The following is an 18,075-nucleotide window of genomic DNA, read 5'->3' on the forward strand; positions in this document are numbered from 1 at the left end:
TAATGTCTTCGTTAACTCACGAGTTCTCTAATCTTGTGGGTTAATGTCCTCGTTAACTCACGAGTTCTCCAATCTTGTGGGTTAATGTCTTCGTTAACTCACGAGTTCTCTAATCTTGTGTGTTAATGCCTTCGTTAACTCACGAGTTCTCTAATCTTGTGGGTTAATGTCTTCGTTAACTCACGAGTTCTCTAATCTTGTGTGTTAATGCCTTCGTTAACTCACGAGTTCTCTTATCTTGTGGGTTAATGTCCTCATTAACTCACGAGTTTTCTAATCTTGTGGGTTAATGTCCTCATTAACTCACGAGTTTTCTAATCTTGTGGGTTAATGCCCTCGTTAACTCATGACTTTCCCAATCTTGTGGATTAATGTCCTCATTAACTCACGAGTTCTAAGATAACTATTTAAAATCGACACTTTGTATAATACTTACTTAAATATATAATTCACAATATTTTCAGTGGTACCTATTTTGTCATCTTGTAATAGTTGGTCTGTTATATTTTGATAATCTGGTTGTTTATTTTCTAGTAATTGCCTAGCTAGTATGCGCTCATCATTACTTGCTATTTCTATTGTGACAAGTTCGAATATATCAAAGTAAAAACCTATTTGTTCTGAGTAAACTTCTGTATCTTCTTGCAATAAGAAAATGGGTTTATTTAAATGTGCATAATCAAATATCGTAGATGAATAATCTGTAATCATGGCATCTGAAATTAAATATAGTTCTTGAATGTCTACAAGTTCATTATAAAAACAATGAATTCGATCACTTAATTCACTATATGTTACTCTCAAATGTGATTCGTTAGGATGTAATTTAACAATAATTTCATATTCTTCAGGCAATTGTTCTAATAAGATATTTAAATTGATTTTTGACAATAATGCTCTTTTTTCTTTTCTCCATGTCGGACAGAACAAAATATATTTTTTATCATTACTTTTAGTAAAGAAATATTTCGTAAGCACGCGTTCTTTCTCTGTTTCGTCATGCTTCATTAAATATTCATTTCTCGGTGCACCGAGTTGAAGGATTTGTAAGTCCTGCTCTGGTTGAATGTTAAATGATGACTCTAGTAACATTGTGTTTACTGCTGAAGAGGTTAATAAGTAATTCCACTTCTTCATTCTTGGTTTAAATGCTGCGACTTGAGCGCTTCTTTCAGTTTTATCTTCTAAATCATTCAACATTCTTTTAAGCGGAAAGCCATGCCATGTTTGTACAAATATTTGATCTTTATGTTTAAACACTCTATCTAAAGTATTGCCATTCACCACGACATATTTGCATGACCTAAATGTTTGATTATAGATGGCACTACCAAACCTTATAGGTATTAAATTATGATTTCTAATTTCCATATCTACTAACGCATTTCTAGAACTTACATATACTTCTTTATCAGGAAAATGTTCTTTAATATATAATGCGATATATTTCGGATCTCCACTAAAGTTATTCCCATGAAATGACTCAATAAATACTTTATTTTCCAACGGTGTAATAGCATCGTATTGCTGTTTAAGCTTATCCATTTTTCTTTTTTCGTATTTCTTTTTAGCAAAATTAAAGACTTTTTCATTATTTAACACTGTTCTAATAACTGGTTTAGTCTTATATTGTTCATACAAATCTCTACCATATTCAAGCTTTGATTTTTTATGGACTTTTTGTGTAACTTGTGACTTACTTCCTGATCCTACTTTTAAACCATACATACATCCTTTAGATGCTTCAATAAAATCAGAAGCATAGTCTCTATCAATAAATGTTGCATTCAATAACGCTACATCTTCAGCTCGTTCTTCCTTTGTATATTTGTTATCAATAAACTCAATTAAACGCTCACTATCTTTTTGAATATCTTTCTCCAAAAATTCAACGGCATGATATGGTTCATATATACGTTTAAGCACACCATCTTCTCCAGCGTAAATAAATGCTTTATTACCTTCTGCTATAGATTCTAAAATAGAATAGCCTAATGTTTCATACGGAGAAGATGATATATAAATATAGTTTTTAGGTTCACGTTCATTCATATGAACATGTTCCTCTAGTTGATAATAATGAATTAAATTCTTATATAAAATTTCAGATGGTCCATACCCCTTGATATATAAATGTATATCATCATACCCCTTAACATTAATGATACGATTCATCATTTTTATAACATATGAAATATCCTTTATATTATCTTCAAATCTCGCTTTAATTAATAAATTCCTTCGTGTCACACTAGGCTCTTTATTCACAATAATATGTGACGCATCAACATATTGATTAAAGACATTCTCTTTTCCATAACGCTCGATGAAATCATGCTTAATATCAATAGAACTCACTCTATATGCATCAATTGCATCAAAAGCTAAATCTTGATTATCATCAATATATGCTAATGGTCCATGTATCTCCCCTACGACCATTGCATTTGGATTGATGGATTTTATTTCTCTTGCTAAATAAAAAAAGGTTTCTCTCGTTAGTATAACGAGATCTGCATTTACAAAATCTTCACTTGTTTTAAATTCTTCGAAACTTAAATGCTTATCAAATAATTGTTCATTAATCATTGTATTAAATTTCGCTGTCTTATCAAAAGTTTTAAAATTATAATAAACAACTTCATGATTAGCTTTAATAAATGATTTAATTAAATTGATATTACTTCTTGATGTTCCACCTTTAGCAAAAAGATTGAACCCTAAAATTTTAATTTTCATTCAATCTCGCCCCTTTGTAATTGTTTTTATCTTATAATTAAATTTTCATTCATACTAACACTCCTTATATACTTATTCCACAATTTTTAATTATTTTACACAGAATTATTTGTTAGAAATAATTAATTCTATTGAATATAAAAATAGAAGACAATCTAATATAAGATTATCTTCTATATTACAATATTAAATTCAATTTCTTTTTCTCATCAATCACTTACTAATACATCTCTTTTGAATTGTATAGCTTGAATAACACCCTTTGAAATTTCTTCATGATTCAGCCAACGTTTAGTTCCATCATCATTTACTCGATGACCCAATTTTACCGTGAATACATTAAAGCCTTTATTCTTAAGCTTATTAATAAACTCAGCATCATCAAATTTATTTGTACCGACGACGTGAACATAAATTGGTTCAGCATGCTTATCCATACTTATATTTTTCTCAATGAACTTAAGATGATTGAAATAACCATTACTATGCACCCAACTCACCATAATATTGACATCTCGTATATGCTCATCACCTAACACATTATCATTTTCATAATCATATTGTTTAAAATGTATATTTTTTGAATGAAGTAAGTCCTCTGAGTATTTATTTTGATTTCTAGAAAGTAGCCAAATATCATCATCAAAATGTTCTTTAATCCATTTCGTTGCACCCATCAACATACCAGATCCACCAGCAATCACAATTGTCACTTTATTCACCTACTTTAATTTTAAAATTTTTTCTTAAGTATGCTTTATATAACACAAGCTTTCAATAGATTTTCATTTATTTAATCAAATTTATCTCTCACATTTCACTTTACAAATACGAACACTTGTTCGTATAATAAAAGAAAAGATTCTACGGGAGGTGTTTGTGATGAATAAGTATATTAACTTAATGATTCATAAATTTGAAACTTACATTTACATGTTAGATAGCGTTGAACCAACTAATGATACGGCGATATTTTTAAATGGTGAAGTCATTTATAAAGAAATAGACAAAGTTGAACGCTACCTTCAATCATTTGATTATCGAACTGAGAAGTTCATTTTATTTACGGGATATTTAAAGATTTTACGCGTCATTTATCGTGATGTTTATACATCTTCAACACAACGAAATACGATGATTGTTTCTTTGAATAACGCGATTCATTGCTTAAATAAAATGAATAAGGAGCTTGTATATGAAAATCATTAATCCTGACTTACCAGAACCTTATAAATATGAGACAGATTATCGCAAAATTCCTAATCATTATCTACAACGTAATATTCCTAAAGGAAGAGGCATGATTAAATGGGCACCATTTGCAACAATGCCTCAACAATATGAAATGATTAAACAATTTATAGCCGATCAAACAAAAGTAGAAAAACCTACATTAGAAGAAACTGCATTAAATGATTTGAATAACGTATTAGCAGAGAAAATATTTTATAATCCACAAGCACTTATTAAATATTGGGAAGATGGTTATTTTAAAGAAATAGCATGTGAAATTAATAAATTTGATAGTGAGCATAAAAAATTAGAAGTCATTGCAGAGGATAAGAAAGTACGATTGAGCATGGATTGTATTGTAAGTATTGAATAGTCATAAACCATTTTCTCCACCTATGCTATGATATGTAAATGGGGGTGGCATCATTTATGATAACGATTGAACGTATTACTAAAAATAATGAGCATGCACTTAAATTACCTAATGAACCATTTGAATTGTTCGGTAAACTTGTCGTTACGAGAACTGCTGATACATGGCAATATCATGAAGAGTTAACTGGTTCTGATACGATGATTTTTCCTGATGAAGATTATCAGCTTGATTCAATAGATCAGAAAGGTTTTGCAATAGGTGCTTTTGATGATAACAAATGTATTGGTTTAGGTGTTTTTGAAAAGGATTGGAATAAATATTTGTATTTAAGTGATTTAAAAGTCTCTTCTTCTTACCGCGGTCAAAATGTTGCATCAACATTGTTAAATGCAGCGATAGAATTCGCAAAAGATGAAGGAATGAAAGGGATTTATACGATTGCTCAAGACAATAATTTAAATGCTAATCGCTTTTATTTAAAATATGGATTTGAAATTGGTGGACTAAATACCAAATCATATCAATTCACACAACAAAAAGGTAAATTTGATATTTACTATTATTTGGATTTTGATTCGTAACTAAAAAGCGGGACGGAAATCTTTTTAAATAAATTAGATTTCTATCCCACTCTCATTTTCACTATATTACATTTAGTTTATTTTCTTCGCTTTAAATATGATCATCATAGGTCTTCTCAATTCATCTTTCATACCATCTATATTCATCATATGTTGAGGTGGTATTGGCTCAACAATATTTTCAATGATAAATTGATTATTTTTAAGTGCTGCAAAATATGAAGTTAATGTATGATGATATTTTTTTATTTCGCTACCTAAGAAATGTGTATTTCTTTCTCCTTCTACAAAATAATGATCAACAGGAAAATGCTCAATTTCTCCATCTTTATAAATCCAGTCTTGAGAACCATGCGCTGTAAATATAGGATGCTCTACTGAAAATATAAATTCGCCATTATGTGTTAATGCTTTTGATACTTTCTTAAACAGTGACTCAATGTCTTCTATATAATGAATCACTAATGAACTTAATATTACGTCATAAGTATTAGGTTCCATTGAATACTCATCAATTAAATCAACTAAATAGGTTATTTTAGAATCATGATTGACCGCTTCTGCCTTCTCTATCATTTTTTTAGAAGCATCGATGCCTATGACTTCCTTAGCACCTTGCTGAACAACATATTTACAATGCCATCCATAACCACAACCTAAATCCAATACTTTTTTATTTTTAAAGTCAGGTAAATTGCTTTGTAATGTTTCCCATTCTCCTGCACCTTCCAAACCGCGCTGACTTCTCGCCATTTTAGCATATTGATCAAAAAATGCTTGATCATCATACTGATTCTCCGGTTTCATCTTATCACCTCACACTCATGATATCAGAATGAAAGCAATAAATTTAATGTTTTAATAACGCCACTATCGTTATGATTGATAGCGATGAGGTTTGCCTCTTTTTTCAATTCTGGATAGGCGTTATCCATTGCTACTTTATATTTAGCTGATTTGAATAAATCTATATCATTAAGTCCGTCTCCAAAAGCAATTGTTTCAGCTGGATCAATGTTTAATATGCTTTGTATTTTATGAATAGTCGTTCCTTTATTCACACCTAACTTCGTAATATCAATCCAGTAATCTTCAGATGCAATAATATACACTTCGTTGTTAAAGTAATCAATTTGTTGTGCTGTTTGTTTACATTTACCTGAAGCGTCATGAACCGTAATTTTCAAGAAATCACTTTTAATTTCTGTGAAGTCTTTAATGTATGTAACATTTTGATATGACCCATGTACAGCTTTTCTCTCTTCATCAGAAACAGTATCTAGAACATATGCTACATCTTCCGTACATGCAATAATTGTTTGCTCTGGATCTATTTTTGTTAAAGCATCAATAATATTTAATCCTAGTTCATTTTGTATCGTTGCTGTGTATAGAAATTCACCGTTATATTTTATACGTGTTGCACTATCTCCAATGATAAATGTATCTTTCGTTAAATCACCTACAATATTTTCAACTCTTTCACATTGTTTCCCAGTACAGAACACAAATCTAATATTATGTGAATCTAGATTTTCTTTTAATATACCAAACGCTTCTCTATCAAACTCACTATTCTCATCTAAAAAAGTACCATCCATATCTGTAACAACTAATTTTATATCCATCTTATTATCCCCTTTACTTTGTAACTATTTAATAATATTGTATCGGTATAATTATAAATTTTCAATAGAAAGCGTTTACTTTTTTATTTGTTTAAGGAATTGTCTCGGTGTTTGGCCATATCTTTCTTTAAATTTTTGTATAAAATAACTCGTTGTTGAAAAGCCACATGCATATGAAATATCTGTAATCGACTTATCTGTATGTTTGTTTAACATACTCACACTTTTTTCTAATCTATAGTTTAAGATATATTGAAATGGCGTTTGATGAACATATTTACTAAACAGTCGAACAGTCTCAGATTTACTCATATGGATATTGTCACTTAAATCATTCAAAGTTATTTTAGATTGATAGTGATCTTGTATATACTTAATCAATGTTTTAATACGTTGATCAAAATAGTAATGTGCATCTGTTTCAATTTGCGACATGATATCTATCAAATATTTCAATGACTCATAATAGCAAATTGATATATCTAGTTTAAAATGTTGTTCTTTTTTAATAAATTTATCACCCGCTTCTTTAATAATATTAATCAACATTTGATGTTCAGAGAGATTCGGTGACAAATATATATAAGGTATTTTATGTGCTAATTCTAATACTTGTGTTAAATATTCCATCTCTATCTGTTTATGCATATCAGCAAGATCAATATTCCAACAAAAATATTCAGTATCAGACATACTTTCATTTATTTCATGAACAACTTGAGAATTGATAAATAACCCGTGCCCTTTTGGAATATATATCAACTCTTCACCTATCCCAACTTTAAGTTCACCATTAATGACATAAACATATTGCAAAGCACTGTGCCAATGAATGGGGATATATCCGTATAACGTTTTGTTTAAAATAGTATGTAAAATAATATGATGCCAATTTTTATAAGGATATTGAATTAATTCTTCTCTTGTTTCTTCAACAATAATTTCAGTATACAATCAACAATCACCTCAATATTTTGATATTATTACACAATATTTATGTATTATATCATGTTTTAAGTCACTATAATCAATATATAATTATAAAATGAAGGTGAAACATATGGACAAGTATAATCGCATTAAAGGTATAACTTTAGCAATAGTTGGTGCAAGCTTTTGGGGACTAGGTGGTACAGTTTCTGATTATTTATTTCAACATCAACATATTGATATGAATTGGTATGTAACAGCAAGACTGCTTATAAGTGGTGTATTACTATTATGCTTGTTTAAATTAACGCATGAACAACATAGTTTGTTTAGTATATTTAAAGATAAGGCAAGTATCATTCAGTTGTTATTATTTTCAATTTTTGGCATGTTTCTCGTTCAATACTCATACATGGCATCCATCAATTACGGTAATGCAGCAGTAGCGACACTTTTACAATATATAGCGCCAGTCTATATCATTATTTGGTATGTCTTAAGAAAGAAAGATACTTTTAAAGCATTTGATTTAATAGCTATTATTCTAACAATCGCTGGTTCTTTTTTATTATTGACTAATGGGAGTATTCACAACTTAATGGTTGCTAAAAGTAGTATTATTTGGGGCATTATATCTGGTTTATCATTAGCTTTTTATACGATTTATGTTGGTAATTTATTAAAAAAATATCCATCCGTTCTCGTCGTTGGATGGTCAATGCTTATATCTGGCATATTTATCAATTTTAAAGCGCCTATTTGGGATATTGATATTCAACTATTAAATGGCCAAACTATTTTCTATCTCTTATTTGGGATTATTGCAGGTACAACGATTGCGTTCTTCTTCTTTATTTCTAGTTTGAATTATTTAAGTGCTAAAGAAACTGCATTTTTTGGAACAATTGAACCTGTAATCGCAATATTAAGTAGTGCAATTTGGTTAAATGTCGCGTTTTTACCATTTCAAATATTAGGGATATTGTTAATATTAGTATTAATACTCACAATATCATTAAAAAAAGGAAATACTTCCGAAGTTTAAAAATTAAAAACAACCATACTAAAACAAATATTATTGTCTCAGTATGGTTGTAAATCATTTATAAAAATATTTGATAAAAGTCTAAATCTAACCACTTATCAAATTTATATCCTACTTTTTCAATTTTACCACTATATTTAAATCCTAATTTTTTATGTAAATCAATACTGCCTTGATTATCACCATCAATTCCTGCAACAATCGTTTTATAGCCATTTTTCTTAGCTAAATCAATAATTTCTAATAATAATTTTGAAGCAATACCTTGTCTTCTAAAATCTGGATTTACATAAATAGAATGTTCAATTGTATATTGATATGCTGGCCAATCTCTGAAAGATCCGTATGTTGCAAAACCAGCAACTTGACCATCCACTTCATACACAATAACAGGTTGGTTATTTTCTACTTTCGTATTAAACCATTTATGACGTTCTTCTAATGTTGTTTCATCATATGTGTATACAGCTGTCGTATTCTTAATTGCATCATTATAAATATATAGGATATCTTTTAAATCTTCTTCTTTTGCTAATCTAATCATCTTTCCATCCTCCTTAATTTATATTTAGTATACATAAAGAATACAATCACACAAATTTATGTGAATATAACTGACATGACTGTACAATTATTTAACAATACGAATTTGTTAACATAATATTATTATTTGAAATGTTTTTCTATCCATTTATTTAAACGTAATCTATTTGGATTGATATGATCCATTTGTCCAAAGTCTACAACATATCCTTTTTCTTCTAGCCAACTTTTTTCAGCAGTTTGACTAGAAAATTGACCTTTTATTTCAGTTTTTATGCCTGTTACATTTGTAAACGTATCAACAACTTCGTTTAATGTTAATTCATCAGAAGCAATTTCAATAGATTGATGATTATATTCATCTTCATTTTTAAATATTTGAGCAGTTATTTTAGCAATATCTTCAGAAGGAATCATCGCAAATTTTATATCAGGTGAAATAAATTCTGGAATATATATGTTATCCGCTTCTACTTTGACAATGCGCAGAAAATTATCCATGAAAAATGATGGTTTAATAATTGTATAATTTAATGGGGATTCACTAAGCATGTCTTCAATTTTAGCTAACGCTTCGAAGTGTGGACCTGTACGATTTCTATTTACGCCTCCTGCAGTACTATATACGACATAAGAAATATTTTGTTTTACTGCTGTATCGATTATAGCTTTACCTTGTTGTAATTCTTGTTCTACATCATTCGGTATAATTGGCTGAACGCAATATACACCATATTGTTCTTTCATAGCTTGTTCTAAATCACTTTGATTACTTAAATCACCTTCAAATATTTCTAAATTGTCATCTTTAATATTTGCAAATTTTTCATTATGTTTGTTACGCGTAAATGCACGAACTTTCCATCCATCACTTAGTAATTCTCGAACGACCGCATTACCTTGCTTACCTGTAGATCCTATTACTAATATACTTTGAGTCATCTATTTCCTCTCCCTTGTAAGAAACTATAATCCTCTTTATTGCCTTTTAAATACGTATACTCAATCGGTTCATTTCCTTGTGCTTTAATTTCTTTATTTATATAATCTCGAACGTCCCATACTAAATGAATAAAATCCATTAATCTATTTCTCATTAATCCATTTGGTGCTTCCATATGCAATGCTTTATGAATATCTTTAGGTGTTACATTCAATCCCTCAGCAATTTCTTCCTCTGTTAAATGAGATGCTTTAAAATGCTCAATTAATTCTTCACTCGTAACTTTTCTTTGTTCTTTATTTAAAGACATGATATTCCTTCTTTCAATTCAAATTCTTTGAACTTTAACTTTATATTTCATATAATAAACGGACAGGTATCCGATTGTCAATTTAAAAGCAAGGAGGCGTCAACATGAGGAGAGATGCCGAAGAAAATAAATATCGTATAGAAACGAAAGCTAAAGCACTTTTTACTGAATTTGGTGTTGAAAATATTAGCATGAAACGAATTTCAAATGAGCTCAATATAGGTATGGGAACACTTTATAGGCATTTTGAAGATAAAAGTGCCCTTTGCTACAAATTAATCTCAAATGATTTTGAAATGTTCATGATAGATCTAAACACTATTTCACAAAAAGAGCATTCAAACAAAATGATTTTTATACAGTCAATCGACAGATTTTTACAGTTCAAAATGGAACATCAAGCATTACTGAAGTGTGTTGAAAATAGTACAAGTAAAAAGGATTTCAAACAAACTGAATTCTATCAACTGTTACATGACTATTATTCAAACCTATTTAATTATGAAGAAAATAAACACTTTATTACATTCAAAGTAGATATCCTATTAAATGCACTTACGACTAAAAATTATGAGTTTTTAACAGAAAATAGGAAAATGTCTAATGAAGAACTTCGTAATGCACTTGTCCAATTATTTTATAACGATTATCAAGGAGACGATGAACAATGAGAAATGTACTGATTACAGGTGGAAACAAAGGTTTAGGATTTGAAACAGCGCGTGTATTGAAAGAACAAGGTTATAAGGTATATATCGGTTCTCGCGATGAATCACGTGGTAAAAAAGCAGCTGAGGATATTGGTGTTGATTACGTTCAATTAGATGTAACAGATGATCAATCAGTTACATCTGCTGCAGAAACAATTCTTAATCAAGAAGGACATTTAGATATTCTCATTAATAATGCAGGTATCTCTGGTGGTTTCACTAAAGTTAGAGATATTAAACCTGAAGATATGGAAAAAGTATATCAAACAAATGTATTTGGTATCGTACGTGTGACAAATCAATTCATTCCATTATTAGAGAAATCTGAGCAACCTGTTATTGTGAATGTTAGCAGTGGATTAGGCTCATTTGGAATGGTTACAAATGAAGAAACGATGGAATCTAAAGTTAACTCACTCGCTTATTGCTCTTCAAAATCTGCTGTCACAATGTTAACGGTACAATATGCAAAAGGATTACCACATATTCAAATAAATGCAGCAGACCCAGGTTCAACAAATACAGACTTAGTTGGAGATGCAAGTAACCAATCGAAACCAGTATCTGAAGGCGCTAAAGCAATTATTGAACTTGCGACAATAGATCAAAACGGTCCTACAGGTACATTTATAGATGCTAATGGAATAATGCCTTGGTAATACTAAAAAATTATAATGCATTTAATGAATTTTAAAAGGAGTTCTAACAATGAAAAGTATTAATTTCGAAGAACATTTCGTATTAAAAGAAGTTCAAGAACAAATGAGTAAAATTATTCAACCATCAGAAAACGGTGTGCCATTAAAAGCGATGTTAGAAGCATTGGAACATCAAACTGGTTTTACGAATGAAGATGAAATTAATCAACATGAGCAACGCATTAAGTTTATGGACGAACAAAATGTTCAAATGCAAGTGTTGTCTTATGGTAATGGCTCACCTTCCCTTCTTACTGGTGATAAAGCAATCGAATTATGCCGATATACAAATGACACGTTAAAAAAATATATTGATCAATATCCTGATCGTTTTCTTGGATTTGCTACATTACCTATTAACGAACCAAAAGCAGCTGCTGAAGAATTTAAAAGATGTGTGAATGAACTCAACTTTAAAGGTGCGCTCATCTTTGGTCGTCCAAATGGTAAGTTTTTAGATAGTCCTGAATTTCATACTATTTTTGAAACTGCAGAAGCTTTAGATGTACCTATTTATTTACATCCAGCGCCAATAAGTGACGAAGCATATCAAGCTTATTATCAAAGTGATCAATATTCAGATGCAACTGCTGGATCATTTGCTTGCTTTGGTTATGGTTGGCATGTTGATGTTGGTGTACATGCAATGCGTATTATTTTAAGTGGTATTATGGACAAATATCCAAACTTAAAAATGATTATTGGACATTGGGGAGAGTTTACGCCTTTCTTCTATGAAAGAATGGATGAAACAATTTATGCACCAAACTTAAAACATAAACCAAGTCACTACTTCAAAAATAATTTCTTTATTACACCAAGTGGTATGTTAACTAAACCTCAATTTGAAATGGTTAAAAATGCTGTCGGTGTTGATCACATATTATATTCTGCAGATTATCCTTATATTCAACCTGAAGAATTAGGTACATTCTTAGATGAATTAGACTTAACAACTGAAGAAAAAGAAAAGATTAGTTTTAAAAATGCACAAAAATTATTAAAACTTTAAAAATGGAGGCAATATAATGAATACATTAAAATTGCAAGGCGCAAACTTGAATTACTATAAAGTTGGAGAAGGACCTGTTTTAATACTTGTCCCAGGTGCTAACGGTACTGGAGATATATTCTTACCTTTAGCTGAACAATTGAAAGATCGATTTACAGTTGTTGCTATAGATAGAAGAGATTACGGACATAGTGAATTAACAGAGCCGCTTCCAGAACGTGCACAAAATCCAGACGATGACTATCGTGTTAAACGAGACGCACAAGATGTTGCAGAACTTGCGAAACATTTAAGTGATGAGCCAGTATATATATTAGGTTCAAGCTCAGGATCAATCGTTACGATGTACGTATTAAAAGATTATCCAGAAGTTGTTAAACAAATTGCATTCCATGAACCACCAATCAATACTTTCCTTCCAGATAGTCAATATTGGAAAGAAAAAAATGATCAAATCGTAGAACAAATTGCATCTGAAGGATTACAAAAAGGCATGAAAACATTTGGAGAAACATTAAACATCTCGGCAATTGATGCTAAAGACATGTCTAAACCAGTTTCAGAAGACGATGAAGCACAAAAAGCACAATACGAACGTATGATTTTCTGGGCAAATTATGAAATCAGACAATATACACATTCAGATATTACATTAGGAGATTTATCAAAACATAAAGATATTGTCACATTATTAAACGGTACAGATTCAGTAGGTTCATTCCCACAAGACGTTAACTTCTATATAGAAGAACAAACAGGTATTAAAATCGTAGACATACCAGGTGGACACTTAGGTTATGTTCAAAAACCAGAAGGATTTGCAGAAACTTTAACAAAAATGTGGTTATAAAATATAGTATGTAAAACAAAACATCGCATGTCACTCATAAACGAATGGCATGCGATGTTTTTTTGTACAAAGTGTGATTGAGTTTATATATTTATTTACTCATGTAAATACTTAAACATAAGCTATTTCTTTACTTTTTTTCTTTTAGTAAAATTAATATTTAGTTTAGGTGTACCACTCCATACAGAGAAAGTATCCATAAGAAAAGATATCAACTGTTTTAACAGATCAACCATTATATCTCCCTCCTATATTCCACTAAAAATATTATATAATTACTATACCCTATCTAATACTATAAAACTTTATCTTCAATCAACTTTTCAATAACTCTTTTAGTATTTTGATTATCTTTAAACTCGTTAATTTCTTCATACTTATGATTATATTCTTCATTTAGAATATAATTTTCATCAATTGCTTTGTTTATCACGTCAATTAATTCCGCTTCATCGTAAGCAATTGGTCCTGGTGCATTTGATTCATTTAGGGGTGGTGTTGCTTTATAATTTTTGATTAAGTAATCTTTTTCTTTCCAATAAAATATTGGATATGCACCTCTATGAATAGCATCATATATAATCGACGAATAATCTGTAATAAAAACAATAGAATTTTTTAATGCTTCTGTTGGATTAGTATCAATAATATGAGCATACTTTTTAAAGTTTTCTTTAAAGTACTGGGCAAATTTATTATGAGGTACGATCAATAATCTATCGAGTAAACCTGCTTTTTCAAATGCATCGATTACTTCAATAATTGATTGATAGTATGAAGTTTTTTCTATCTCATTATTTACAACATACATCTCTTCCCAATATCTCCAAGTTGGCATAAATGCTATTTTATTTGCATTTTTATTAAGATATGCATGATCTAATTTAGGCAATCCTGTTTTCATAAGATCCTGTTTATCATATCCCATTTTATAAAATTCTAAAGCTTCTAAATCAGAACTAATAACACTCTTTACTAAATTATTATTTTGATTTTCTTTATAAAAACTCCTACCTTGTGGATTTTCTACAGGTTTAGCAAACATAATACCATGTTGTAAAAAGTACAATGGTGTCTTTTTTATTTTATTAGAAAGTAGATTATCAAAAGTTTTGGTTGCTATGACATGATTGCTAAGTTCACTTGAAATAAAATGATCAGCCATAAACACATAATAATAATGTTTAAATGAAAAACGTTTTAAAATATCGTGTTTATATTGCTTTCGTAAAATCTCATAACTACTAGATTTCTTATCGATAACAAATTTATTCACTGAGTTTAAATGTTCTAATTTTTTAATTGCTTCAAACATTACAAACCCTGATTCAGAAGCACTTGAAGCATCTTTTTCAAAATACAAATTTACATTTTTCTTTTTAAATTTCAAAACAGAATCAGCAATTTTTTTCGATAAGCTAATTTTAAATTGATTGAATTGATTATAAATAGGTAATTTAGGTATTGATGTAATAACCGCTTTATCAACTGCACTTATTCTTGAAATATATGATGTTTTTTTATGATTTTTTGTACATAATACTGTATTCTTTAGATTATCTGGATTTTCTACTATAAGCGGATGTATGATGATTTCGTTATATGCAAAGTATAAATTATTATGAACTTCTTTTAATTCCTTTAGTTTATTTTTGGAAACTTCAAATTCAAAATCCCCGTTATCTTCCCATTGAATTTTGGCTAAGATAAGTCCATCACGTGTCACAACATTATTAAAAAGATTATTAAAATGATACTTATAATCTATATGCCCACTAAATTTAATTCCTTGTCTTGTATTACTCGAATTAATATGTGAAACATGAAATGTCGGTTTTTCAACAAGATCTTGTTCAATATTTATTAAATCAGGACTATTGTACGAAATAGTAAATAGTCTATTATTTAATTTAACAATGATAGGATTAAAATTTTGCAAAGCAATTTTTGATTTTATTTTTAAATGTTTTTCTTTAATAAGTTCGCTTATCCTTATGACTTCATGTGATAAATTAGAAAGTTCAAAAGTGTTGTTAGATATCAAATTAAAACCTAAGTTCCCTTCCAAATCTATCATCTGAACATATGACGTTTTTAACGAAAATTCCTTTTTAGAAATCGTATACTCTAAAAAACTCACTATGTGATGATATCTAATCTTTAAATAAATATAAGGTTCATTAGAATGAATTCTTTCTAATGAATCGATTTTTGAGTATCCCTTCAAAAAAATTGATTCATTTAATTCATATTTATTATTGTTCTCATCTAATACTTCATAAGCGTATTTAGTCTTTTGAATTTTAAATTTGTCATAATATGATTCAATGCTAATATCTAAACTTTTTTCTGTATTACCATTTAAATAAGGTGAAATATAAATCATGCCATTTTTAATATGAACATATAAAATCTTTTGATCGATTTCTAATATCATTAAAATGTTATCTTCAAAATTAGTCTTTTTAATGGCATGTTCTCGTAAATCTAAATATTTTGAAGTGATATAGAAAAATTCATCGCTATCAAACATTTTAATTTTTAAAAAATCATTTGTATTTTTTTCTATTAAACAAACTTCATTAAAAATCTTTTTTATATTCATTACATACCTTCCCCATTATTTTGACTTGTATTAATTTTAATTCCAACTTAATCATTATATTAACATACATACAATTTTAACTTTATAACTTATGAATTTTACCTTCTTCTAAAAATTTCACTTTTTTAAAATGTCACATTTTAGACACAACGAATATAAATTCATTTTTCAAGCTCCCTCTCTTGTATTTACAATAAATACATGTTTATTTATTCATCATTAAGTGACTTTATAATATTTATGAAATTTTAATGTGAGCATATATTCAATAAACCACAATTTATTAAATTATTTATCTTGCCTAGAACATATCCCCAAATGTATACTACAAAAGTTATTATTTTAAGGAGACAAATTATGAAAAAATTAAATCATCTATTTTGGTTGTGTTTTTTAGCTTTGATAACGATTATACCAATGCTTTGGGGAGGGCAAGGTTTATTAGTTATTATATTTACGGGATTAATGCTTTTATCATTCTATTTCACAATTGTATATTCATATAATATGGTTGTTTCATTTTTTGGATTTAAAAACATAAAAAGAGATTATCTTATTAAACAAGATAGAACAAAGTTTTTAATTTTAGTTGCAGCTCATAATGAAGAAAGTGTGATTCGGGAAACAATTAGAAATCTTAAACAAATTAATTACGATAAAAATTTATATGATATATGCATCGTTAGTGATAACTCCACTGATCTTACAACACAAATTGCTTTGAATGAAAATGTACTTGTTGTAGATACTATTAAAAATGAATTTGAACGAGAAGGTGTTGGTAAACCGGCAGGTATTCAATACGCACTTAGAAAATTAGGTTTTGAAAATGTTAAACGTCAATATGACATGATTATGGTTTTAGATGCTGATAATTTTGTTAGTAAAAATATTTTAAAAGAAGTCAATTCACAATTTATTACTAAAGGTAGACCAACGGCAATTCAAACTTATCTTGATAGTAAAAACTACTCTAAATTTATGAGTTTAGCCTACTCAGTTGTATTTTGGACAAACAATCGGTTTATGCAATTAGCAAAATATAAATTAAACTTACCTAATTCTATTGGTGGTACAGGCTTTTTTGTGAAAACAGATTGGCTAATTGATAAAGGTGGCTTCAAGTTTGATTCACTTACAGAAGATTTAGAAATGGAAATTGAGATTATCAATGATGGCGGACGTATATTATGGAATGACCATGCGTCTATTTATGATGAAAAGCCAGAAAAAACAAAAGTGAGTATGATACAAAGACATAGATGGATAAAAGGTCATTGGTACGTTGCTTTCAAACAAATTTTACCTTTAACTAAGAGATTTATAATGACTTTAAATATTAAATATTTAGACAAAATATTCTTCTTAATGAGTATGGGTAAAGCATTTCATATACTCTTAATATTTTTAGTGCTCATCATTAATATTATATTATTAACCCATCATCACATGTTGGTATCAACATTAGCAGCTTTGAATATTTTAGGTGCATTGCATTTATTGAATGATTACATGTTTTATATTACAGGAATAAACGCATTACTTATTATTTATAGTTTCGTCATTTTACCTATGTATAGTGTCTATGCAAAACTTAGAAATATTAATCCAATCAAAATTGTACTATCTTTACAATGGTTTATGATAACTGATTTTATCGTACAATTATTTGGTTTATTTACATGGCCAAATCAACAAACTTGGATTAGAACACCCCACTCTAAAGTTAGTATAGAAACAAGTGAAGAAGCTTACCAAACACCAGGAACATATGAACACGATAATCAACCTGCAATACAAGTACCAGAAGTTGGTTTAAATACAAGTAATCATATTGTAGAGCAACATAAATAAATAAACTCCCTTATGACT

At 29.0% G+C, this 18,075-nt stretch carries 18 protein-coding genes; 9 read left to right on the forward strand and 9 right to left on the reverse strand.

Going from position 1 to position 18,075, the window contains the following annotated elements; translation table 11 throughout:
* Nucleotides 1-432: 432 nt before the first annotated feature.
* Nucleotides 433-2,739, reverse strand: a complete 2,307-nt coding sequence (locus LQ617_RS02715; RefSeq protein WP_239739446.1) for a CDP-glycerol glycerophosphotransferase family protein — start codon at nucleotides 2,737-2,739, stop codon at nucleotides 433-435.
* Between the two features lie 209 nt (nucleotides 2,740-2,948).
* Nucleotides 2,949-3,461 (reverse strand): Rossmann-fold NAD(P)-binding domain-containing protein, encoded by a 513-nt coding sequence (locus LQ617_RS02720; protein WP_239739447.1) that lies wholly within the window; start codon nucleotides 3,459-3,461, stop codon nucleotides 2,949-2,951.
* Nucleotides 3,462-3,621: 160 nt separating this feature from the next.
* Here LQ617_RS02720 and LQ617_RS02725 point away from each other — a divergent pair, with 160 nt between their 5' ends.
* From LQ617_RS02725 to LQ617_RS02735, 3 genes are read left to right on the forward strand one after another with little or no spacing between them, the layout of a single operon-like run.
* Nucleotides 3,622-3,948, forward strand: coding sequence for a hypothetical protein (locus LQ617_RS02725; protein ID WP_025907213.1), 327 nt, complete (start codon nucleotides 3,622-3,624; stop codon nucleotides 3,946-3,948).
* The gene (locus LQ617_RS02730; RefSeq protein WP_206167107.1) at nucleotides 3,935-4,345 is read left to right on the forward strand and encodes a YolD-like family protein; all 411 of its coding nucleotides are present in this window, start codon (nucleotides 3,935-3,937) and stop codon (nucleotides 4,343-4,345) included. Before LQ617_RS02725 ends, LQ617_RS02730 begins: the two co-directional genes overlap by 14 nt.
* A 56-nt stretch (nucleotides 4,346-4,401) precedes the next feature.
* Entirely contained in the window at nucleotides 4,402-4,929 is a 528-nt protein-coding gene (locus tag LQ617_RS02735; RefSeq protein WP_206167108.1) for a GNAT family N-acetyltransferase, read from the forward strand.
* Between the two features lie 72 nt (nucleotides 4,930-5,001).
* Here LQ617_RS02735 and LQ617_RS02740 read toward each other — a convergent pair whose 3' ends face one another.
* From LQ617_RS02740 to LQ617_RS02750, 3 genes are all read right to left on the reverse strand, one after another.
* On the reverse strand, nucleotides 5,002-5,736 hold the full coding sequence (locus LQ617_RS02740) for a class I SAM-dependent methyltransferase (protein ID WP_206167109.1): 735 nt from the start codon (nucleotides 5,734-5,736) through the stop codon (nucleotides 5,002-5,004).
* Nucleotides 5,737-5,759: 23 nt separating this feature from the next.
* A complete protein-coding gene (locus LQ617_RS02745; RefSeq protein ID WP_239739448.1) occupies nucleotides 5,760-6,557 on the reverse strand; it encodes a Cof-type HAD-IIB family hydrolase in 798 nt (265 codons plus the stop codon).
* Between the two features lie 75 nt (nucleotides 6,558-6,632).
* The gene (locus LQ617_RS02750; protein WP_239739449.1) at nucleotides 6,633-7,511 is read right to left on the reverse strand and encodes an AraC family transcriptional regulator; all 879 of its coding nucleotides are present in this window, start codon (nucleotides 7,509-7,511) and stop codon (nucleotides 6,633-6,635) included.
* A 106-nt stretch (nucleotides 7,512-7,617) separates the two neighbouring features.
* Here LQ617_RS02750 and LQ617_RS02755 point away from each other — a divergent pair, with 106 nt between their 5' ends.
* Nucleotides 7,618-8,532, forward strand: coding sequence for a DMT family transporter (locus tag LQ617_RS02755; RefSeq protein WP_191835508.1), 915 nt, complete (start codon nucleotides 7,618-7,620; stop codon nucleotides 8,530-8,532).
* A 58-nt stretch (nucleotides 8,533-8,590) separates the two neighbouring features.
* Here LQ617_RS02755 and LQ617_RS02760 read toward each other — a convergent pair whose 3' ends face one another.
* The 3 genes from LQ617_RS02760 to LQ617_RS02770 form a co-directional block, all read right to left on the reverse strand.
* Nucleotides 8,591-9,076: a GNAT family N-acetyltransferase gene (locus tag LQ617_RS02760; RefSeq protein WP_037587840.1), complete on the reverse strand. Its 486-nt coding sequence runs from the start codon at nucleotides 9,074-9,076 to the stop codon at nucleotides 8,591-8,593.
* A gap of 122 nt (nucleotides 9,077-9,198) precedes the next feature.
* Nucleotides 9,199-10,017, reverse strand: coding sequence for an NmrA/HSCARG family protein (locus LQ617_RS02765; RefSeq protein ID WP_191835507.1), 819 nt, complete (start codon nucleotides 10,015-10,017; stop codon nucleotides 9,199-9,201).
* On the reverse strand, nucleotides 10,014-10,328 hold the full coding sequence (locus LQ617_RS02770) for a DUF2316 family protein (RefSeq protein WP_239739450.1): 315 nt from the start codon (nucleotides 10,326-10,328) through the stop codon (nucleotides 10,014-10,016). Before LQ617_RS02770 ends, LQ617_RS02765 begins: the two co-directional genes overlap by 4 nt.
* Nucleotides 10,329-10,432: 104 nt before the next feature.
* Between LQ617_RS02770 and LQ617_RS02775 the strand changes: the two genes are divergently transcribed.
* Genes LQ617_RS02775 through LQ617_RS02790 form a run of 4 tightly spaced genes read left to right on the forward strand, consistent with a single transcriptional unit; the run spans nucleotide 10,433 to nucleotide 13,598 of the window.
* Complete coding sequence (locus LQ617_RS02775) at nucleotides 10,433-10,999, forward strand: TetR/AcrR family transcriptional regulator (RefSeq protein ID WP_239739451.1); 567 nt, start codon at nucleotides 10,433-10,435, stop codon at nucleotides 10,997-10,999.
* Nucleotides 10,996-11,697 (forward strand): SDR family NAD(P)-dependent oxidoreductase, encoded by a 702-nt coding sequence (locus tag LQ617_RS02780; RefSeq protein WP_204167711.1) that lies wholly within the window; start codon nucleotides 10,996-10,998, stop codon nucleotides 11,695-11,697. Before LQ617_RS02775 ends, LQ617_RS02780 begins: the two co-directional genes overlap by 4 nt.
* 49 nt (nucleotides 11,698-11,746) lie before the next feature.
* Nucleotides 11,747-12,748: an amidohydrolase family protein gene (locus LQ617_RS02785; RefSeq protein WP_126476505.1), complete on the forward strand. Its 1,002-nt coding sequence runs from the start codon at nucleotides 11,747-11,749 to the stop codon at nucleotides 12,746-12,748.
* 16 nt (nucleotides 12,749-12,764) lie between these two features.
* A complete protein-coding gene (locus tag LQ617_RS02790; RefSeq protein ID WP_239739453.1) occupies nucleotides 12,765-13,598 on the forward strand; it encodes an alpha/beta fold hydrolase in 834 nt (277 codons plus the stop codon).
* A gap of 295 nt (nucleotides 13,599-13,893) precedes the next feature.
* On the opposite strand, the gene LQ617_RS02795 is transcribed toward LQ617_RS02790, so the two are convergent.
* A complete protein-coding gene (locus tag LQ617_RS02795) occupies nucleotides 13,894-16,203 on the reverse strand; it encodes a CDP-glycerol glycerophosphotransferase family protein (protein WP_239739455.1) in 2,310 nt (769 codons plus the stop codon).
* 357 nt (nucleotides 16,204-16,560) lie between these two features.
* Between LQ617_RS02795 and LQ617_RS02800 the strand changes: the two genes are divergently transcribed.
* Nucleotides 16,561-18,057: a glycosyltransferase family 2 protein gene (locus tag LQ617_RS02800; RefSeq protein WP_239739456.1), complete on the forward strand. Its 1,497-nt coding sequence runs from the start codon at nucleotides 16,561-16,563 to the stop codon at nucleotides 18,055-18,057.
* Nucleotides 18,058-18,075: the final 18 nt, after the last annotated feature.

This window comes from Mammaliicoccus sp. P-M59 (genome assembly GCF_022386135.1).
Lineage (GTDB): Bacteria > Bacillota > Bacilli > Staphylococcales > Staphylococcaceae > Mammaliicoccus > Mammaliicoccus sciuri_A.